Genomic DNA, 5,493 nt, shown 5'->3' on the forward strand with positions numbered 1-5,493 from the left:
CAGCCCCAGGACGTGCTCCCCGTGCGCCTGGAATCGCTCCTGGAAGCCTTGACCGACCGGCATCTGGCGGACCGGCTGGAGCGCGTGCACCGCGCGGCGGCGGTGGCCATCGACCGACTGGGGCACCTGAGCATCGCGAAGTACGAGCCCACGTCGGTGGAAGCGGACGGCGGCGCGGACCTGTCGCTGTGGGAGACGATGGCGCCGGCCATTGGCGACACGCTGGTGGGCGTCAACCAGCTCATCAGCGCCGTCCACCAGGAGTTCCCGCCCCCCACGCGCCCGGTCGGGCTCGGCGACGGTGGCTGGGCCCCGCCGCCGGCCAGCTCGGATGAGCGGCTGGCGCAGGAGGTGGAGGCGGTGCTGCACGCCATCGCGGACCGGCTGGCCCGGCGTGTGGCGGAGCTGGGACAGCAGATGCGCCGCCCGGAGGTGGTGAGCGACCGCTGGACGCTGATGGCCGAGCTGCAAGCCTTCCGCGCCGACTTCCGCGTGCGCATCGGCGACCTCGTGTACCTCACCGCCTCGGCCTTCGCCGACGTGCGCCGCGAAGAGGTGGTGCCCGGCTACGCCCACCAGGTGGGGGCACGGGCGGCGCTGCGCGCGGCGGCGGCGGACCTGCGCCGCTCCCTGCAAGGCCGGCTGGAGCGTGCGACGAAGGCGGAGCCCCGCGCGCGCCCCGCGCTGGCACGGCAGGTGGCGGAGAGCCTGTCCGCCTTCGTGTCCCTTCCCGCGTCAGTGGCGCTGCGCACGCCGCAGAAGCACCAGGTGCTGGAGCTGCGCGCGCGGCTGCTGGACACGGCCACCCAGGCGGAGCTGGCGCCGGACGCGCTGTCGGGGCTGGTGGAGCCCTACCTCGCGGCGTTGGAAGCGCAGATGGAAGAGGTGACGCGCACCTGGCTCATCGTCCACGACCGCGCGGTGTGGGCATCCTGCGGCATGAAGCTGGAGCAGGCGGACATGCACCTCACGCTGGGCTCACGGGGCGCGGAGCGCGTGCTGGCGGAGGCGGTGGAGGCGGCGGGCGCGCTCCAGGGCCGCTCGGCGCCCTTCGACGCCTTCCTGCGCAAGGCAAGGCAGGAGGCGGGCGACGGACTGGAGGAGGCAGGGGCGCGGGAGCTGCTCGGCCGGTTCCGGGAGCGGCTCGCGGCCCTGCCCTTCAGTTGAAGCGGGATTACGGCTTGGCGCCTTCGGCCTTCGCGCCCTCGAGCAGCGCGGGCGACTCGGGCTTCGGCGGAAGGATGCGCAGCTCGTCGTAGCGCGCGGCCAGCGTCTCCGGCGTCATCTCCTCCTGCCACTGCTTGGGGTTGGTGTTCCAGCCGAAGTCGGCCGGCACCTTGCCGCCGCCCTGGCTGGCGTAGCCAATCATGTCCGGGAACTGCTTGGACCAACGGCCCGCGGGGTCCGGCTCCTTGGTGATGAGCTGGCGGTTGGGACGGTGAAGGAAGGGCTTGGGTGCGTCACTCATGGCCCGTAGCCTCTCCGAAAGCAGCCCGCGAGGGTAGAGGGAAGACGCGGAGCCTCAGGCCGCCCGGCGGGTCCGCTTGCGGCGCCCGGTGCTCACCGGCGGCAGCACGCGGGGGCCCATTTCGAACACCGCGGCGAAGAAGCGGGCCTGGGCCTCGCTGCCATACCGGTATCGGCGCACCGCCCCGGCCCACGTCTCCACCTCCACACCCCAGCCTCGCCGGTCATGGAGGAGCTCCACCCGCAGCACCCCACCCATGCCGCCATCCGCACCCTGTGCATCCATGCCCCGGGCCCTTGAAATCCCCGTGCCAGGGCGCACACGCGACATCACCGGGTTGCGGTGTCGGCCACCCACCAAAGCGCGGCGGGCCCGTAAGGAATGCAGGAGGGCTCGGCTGCCCGCCTGCCCGCTGGGCCATGCCCGACCGGGGGACACCTCAGGTCGCCTTGTGCCCCGCGATTCCTGCGTTAACTCAGAAGCATGACTCAATTCGAGAGCAACACCGGCGAGCGGTTCGCCGAATTCGTCCTCCCCGACGGCTGCGTGCTCTGCGGTGGAGAGGTGACTGTGCGTGCCTCTCAGGCGGGTGCACACAGCTATTGCCCGCGGTGCCACTGGCTGTCCAAGCCCAGCATGCGCGTGCGCGACAACGGCGTGGAGCTGTCCTTCGCCACCACCGTGCTCGCCTGAGCACGCGCCGCCTCACGGCGGCAACATCGTCTCCGACAGCAACAGCGCCAGCAGGGTCGCCTTCTCGCCCTGCCCGAGGCGCAGCACTTCCTCGGGCAGGGACAGGGAGACGGGGCCCGGCTGGAGCGTCGTCCCAGGCTGGCAGGTGCGCCAGCCCGAATACCCTTCTCCCTTCACGGACAGCGTGTAGTTGCATCCGCCCATGGCGCCAGCGATGGCGAAGGGCGCGATGACGAGGCTCGACGGCTGGCTGGCGAAGTTTCCCTCCAGAAGCAGGCCCGGCTCTGGCGTCCTTTCGAGGACGCGGAGGTCGACGGTGCCCTCCCCCACGCGTCCGAGCAGGTTTCCGCTGGCCCAGCCGACATCCACGTCACTGCCACGCACCTGTCCCACCAGCGCGGCGCCGCGCTGACGCAGCTCCACGCCGGGCCCCCGCACGACGCCGCCCTCCTCCAGGGACAGCGCCACCGACTGCGAGCCCGCTTCGAGCCGCAGCGGTCCTCCTTCTCCGGTGACGGAGACCTGTGCCCGTGAGGAGGGCGCGAGCGTCAGACACAGCACGCCCAGGATTCCGATGACACCTCGTGGCCCTGTTTCGCTCCGTGACACATGACACCTGCTTTCGGCGGGTCCTCTGCCCGAAGGTGAGGCTCCGCCGAAGTCGTGGCAGGGGCCGCGGACCTGGCGCGCTCACGCCGGGACTCGAAAGGTCCCGGGAAGCGAGCGCGGGGTCCGCGGCTCAGTGGCCGCCGTACGTACCGCTCGCGGCGGGCACCGCTTCGGGCTCGCACTCGCGCCTGCGCTCGGATTCATCCCAGGCGCGGCCGTCCTCGTAGCCCCACTCGTCGACGTCCACCTGGTAGCTGACCTGCGACAGCAGCCGGCCCCGGCATAGCTGCGAGTCCCAGTTGCCCTCCGCCAGCGAGCTGTTGGCGCGGGAGAGCAGCTCGCGCATCACCCACTCCGGGACGATGTCGCGGTCCGCGGGGTACGCGAAGCGGAAGAACATCAGGTGCGCGAGCAGCACCTCCCAGTACCGGTCGAAGCGCGCCAGCAGCCGCGGCCAGTCGAACGTGCGCCCCGTCTTCAGGAGCAGGTGCGTGAGCTCGTGCCCGTCGAAGCGCTCTCGCTCCAGGACGAAGGCCTTGCTCCAATAGATTTCCTCCGCCGGAGGCACGTTGCACGCGCAGTTCAGCAGCCGGGCGCGGACCGCGTGCTCGAACCAGCCGTCGTCAACGACGGTGATGCCATTGCCGGACGCGAAGATGAGGTCGACGAGGAAGTCGTCCCAGAAAGCCTTGTGCAGCCAGCCGTGGACGTTGCTCTGCGTGCTCCAGCCATTGCGCGCGAGCACTTCCAATGCGCGGTCCGCGTCGTCCTTGCGGATGAACAGGTCCAGGTCCTTCGTGTCTCGATAGATGCCCGTGTAGTGGGCGAACGCGTAGGCCCCGCCGACGAGGAACGGGATTCGCGCGTCAGACAACAATTGGATGGCATAGGCCCGTGCGCCCAGCTCGGCGACCGGCCGCCGAACCTCCATCCGCCGTGGGTCTCCCCCGGGCGCGCCCGAGGCCTTCGGTGGTTGCTCAGCCATGCGCCAAAAATAGGAGCGCGATGCCGGGACGACAGCGGTCCGGCCGCGTGGCAGGCCGCAGAGCGGCCGGGCGTGCGTCAGCGCGCCAACATCAACATCAGCGGCGCCGTCGCGAAGGACAGCGGAACGCCCACTCCCACCATCAACACCGCCAGGTCCGGGTCCAGGTCATGCTCGGCCGCGAGGATGGCCGCGCTCACCATGGGGCCCATGGCCGACTGCAGCAGCGTGGCCTGCACCACCATGGGCGCCAGCCCTGGCAAGGCCAGCAGGCCCGCGGCCGTCAGCGCCGGCACCAGCAGCAGCTTGTACGACAGCCCCAGGGCCACCGCGGGCAGCCGGGGCTTGATGCCCGACAGGCGCAGCTGCAGGCCAATGGCGAACAGCGCCAGCGGCGTCAGCAGCGCGCCCAGCCGCTCCAGCACTCCGTCCAGCCAGACGGGATAGGCCCAAGGCCGCGTCGCCAACGCCACCACCAGCGCCAGGAACGCGGGGAAGGTGGCCACCTTGCGCGCGAGTTGGCGCAGGGACAGCGGCGTGTCCGCGCCCGCCCGGGCCGCCGCCACCGTGGCCAGCGAGGACAGCACCAGGAAGGAGCCGAGCTGATCCACCACCACCGCCACCGGCAAGCCCCTGTCACCCAGCAGCGCCTCCGCCATGGGCAGCCCCACGAAGGCGGTGTTGCCCAGCCCCGCGGTCAGCACCAACGCCATGATGGACGGCTTCGACAGCCCCAGCCGGGGCCCCAGCAGCCGGAAGAACGGCCCCGCGCCCAGGTAATAGAGCCACGGCACCGAGGCGGCGACCAGGAGCTCCGGCACGAACACCAACTGGTGCATGGCCCGCAGCACCAGCGCGGGCAGCGCCACGTACAGCACGAAGGTGTTGAACGCCCCGGCGGAGCCCTCCGGGAACTTCCCACTGTGCCGGGCCAGGACGCCCAGCACCATACACGCCCCCAACAGCCCGATGACGTTCCCCATGGCGGGCGCAGCGTCTCAGCCCGCCGCGTCGGACTCCAGCGACATGCGGAAAAAGAAACGGGCGGCCTTCCGGTGGAGGAAGACCGCCCGTCGTTCACTTCACGTCGAAGCCTGGACTACGGCTTGGTGTAGTTGATGGCCAGGTTGAACGTACCGGCCGTGTAGCCACGCACCATGATGTACGCGGTGGTCTGACCCGCGGGCACGGCGATGTCGCACGTCTCGGAAGCGCCGCTGAGGTACGGACGGCAGTTGTACGCGCTCGTGGTGGGGGCCGCGCCAAAGCGGACGTAGAGGTCCGGGTCACCCGAGCCCGTCATCACGACCTTGAAGTTGGTGCCGGCCTTCACGCTGAAGGGGCCGTAGTTCTGGCTGCCACCCGAGGTCACGGAGCCAGAGCGCGTCTCGCTCGTGGGCGTGCCGCTACCACCGCCCAGGGGCGCCAGGTAGTTGATGGTCAGGCTGAAGCTGGCGGCCGAGTAGCCACGCACCATGATGTACGCGCTGGTCACGCCTTCCGGGACCTCGAGCTCGCAGGTCTCGTTGGCGCCGGCGAGGTACGGACGGCAGGTGTACGCGGTCGTGGTGGGAGCCGCGCCAAAGCGGACGTAGAGGTCCGGGTCACCCGAGCCCGTCCCCGTCATCACGACCTTGAAGGTCGAGCGGGGAACGACGGTGAAGGGACCGTAGTTGACGTTCGCGTTCGCGCCGACAGAGCCCGTGCGGGTCTCCGTGGTGGGCACACCTTCCGGGGG

General features: G+C 70.8%; 8 protein-coding genes. 2 read left to right on the top strand and 6 right to left on the bottom strand.

Features of this window, described 5'->3' with window-relative positions; genetic code table 11:
* Positions 1-1,167: hypothetical protein (locus FMP39_RS36760; RefSeq protein WP_228558648.1), on the top strand; the 1,167-nt coding region annotated here is incomplete at its 5' end.
* A gap of 7 nt (positions 1,168-1,174) precedes the next feature.
* On the opposite strand, the gene FMP39_RS36765 is transcribed toward FMP39_RS36760, so the two are convergent.
* Both FMP39_RS36765 and FMP39_RS36770 read right to left on the bottom strand, forming a co-directional pair.
* A complete protein-coding gene (locus tag FMP39_RS36765; RefSeq protein ID WP_141594599.1) occupies positions 1,175-1,468 on the bottom strand; it encodes a hypothetical protein in 294 nt (97 codons plus the stop codon).
* Positions 1,469-1,522: 54 nt separating this feature from the next.
* Entirely contained in the window at positions 1,523-1,753 is a 231-nt protein-coding gene (locus tag FMP39_RS36770) for a hypothetical protein (protein ID WP_141594601.1), read from the bottom strand.
* A 198-nt stretch (positions 1,754-1,951) separates the two neighbouring features.
* Here FMP39_RS36770 and FMP39_RS36775 point away from each other — a divergent pair, with 198 nt between their 5' ends.
* On the top strand, positions 1,952-2,161 hold the full coding sequence (locus FMP39_RS36775) for a hypothetical protein (RefSeq protein ID WP_011550932.1): 210 nt from the start codon (positions 1,952-1,954) through the stop codon (positions 2,159-2,161).
* 12 nt (positions 2,162-2,173) lie between these two features.
* On the opposite strand, the gene FMP39_RS36780 is transcribed toward FMP39_RS36775, so the two are convergent.
* The 4 genes from FMP39_RS36780 to FMP39_RS36795 form a co-directional block, all read right to left on the bottom strand.
* Positions 2,174-2,770, bottom strand: a complete 597-nt coding sequence (locus FMP39_RS36780) for a hypothetical protein (protein ID WP_141594603.1) — start codon at positions 2,768-2,770, stop codon at positions 2,174-2,176.
* Between the two features lie 130 nt (positions 2,771-2,900).
* The gene (locus FMP39_RS36785; protein ID WP_171452380.1) at positions 2,901-3,701 is read right to left on the bottom strand and encodes a nucleotidyltransferase family protein; all 801 of its coding nucleotides are present in this window, start codon (positions 3,699-3,701) and stop codon (positions 2,901-2,903) included.
* 131 nt (positions 3,702-3,832) lie between these two features.
* Positions 3,833-4,738: an AEC family transporter gene (locus tag FMP39_RS36790; protein WP_141594606.1), complete on the bottom strand. Its 906-nt coding sequence runs from the start codon at positions 4,736-4,738 to the stop codon at positions 3,833-3,835.
* Between the two features lie 116 nt (positions 4,739-4,854).
* The coding region (locus tag FMP39_RS36795) for a PPC domain-containing protein (RefSeq protein ID WP_194858721.1) at positions 4,855-5,493 on the bottom strand (639 nt) is incomplete at its 5' end.

It is taken from the genome of Myxococcus sp. AB056 (genome assembly GCF_006547365.1).
Lineage (GTDB): Bacteria > Myxococcota > Myxococcia > Myxococcales > Myxococcaceae > Myxococcus > Myxococcus virescens.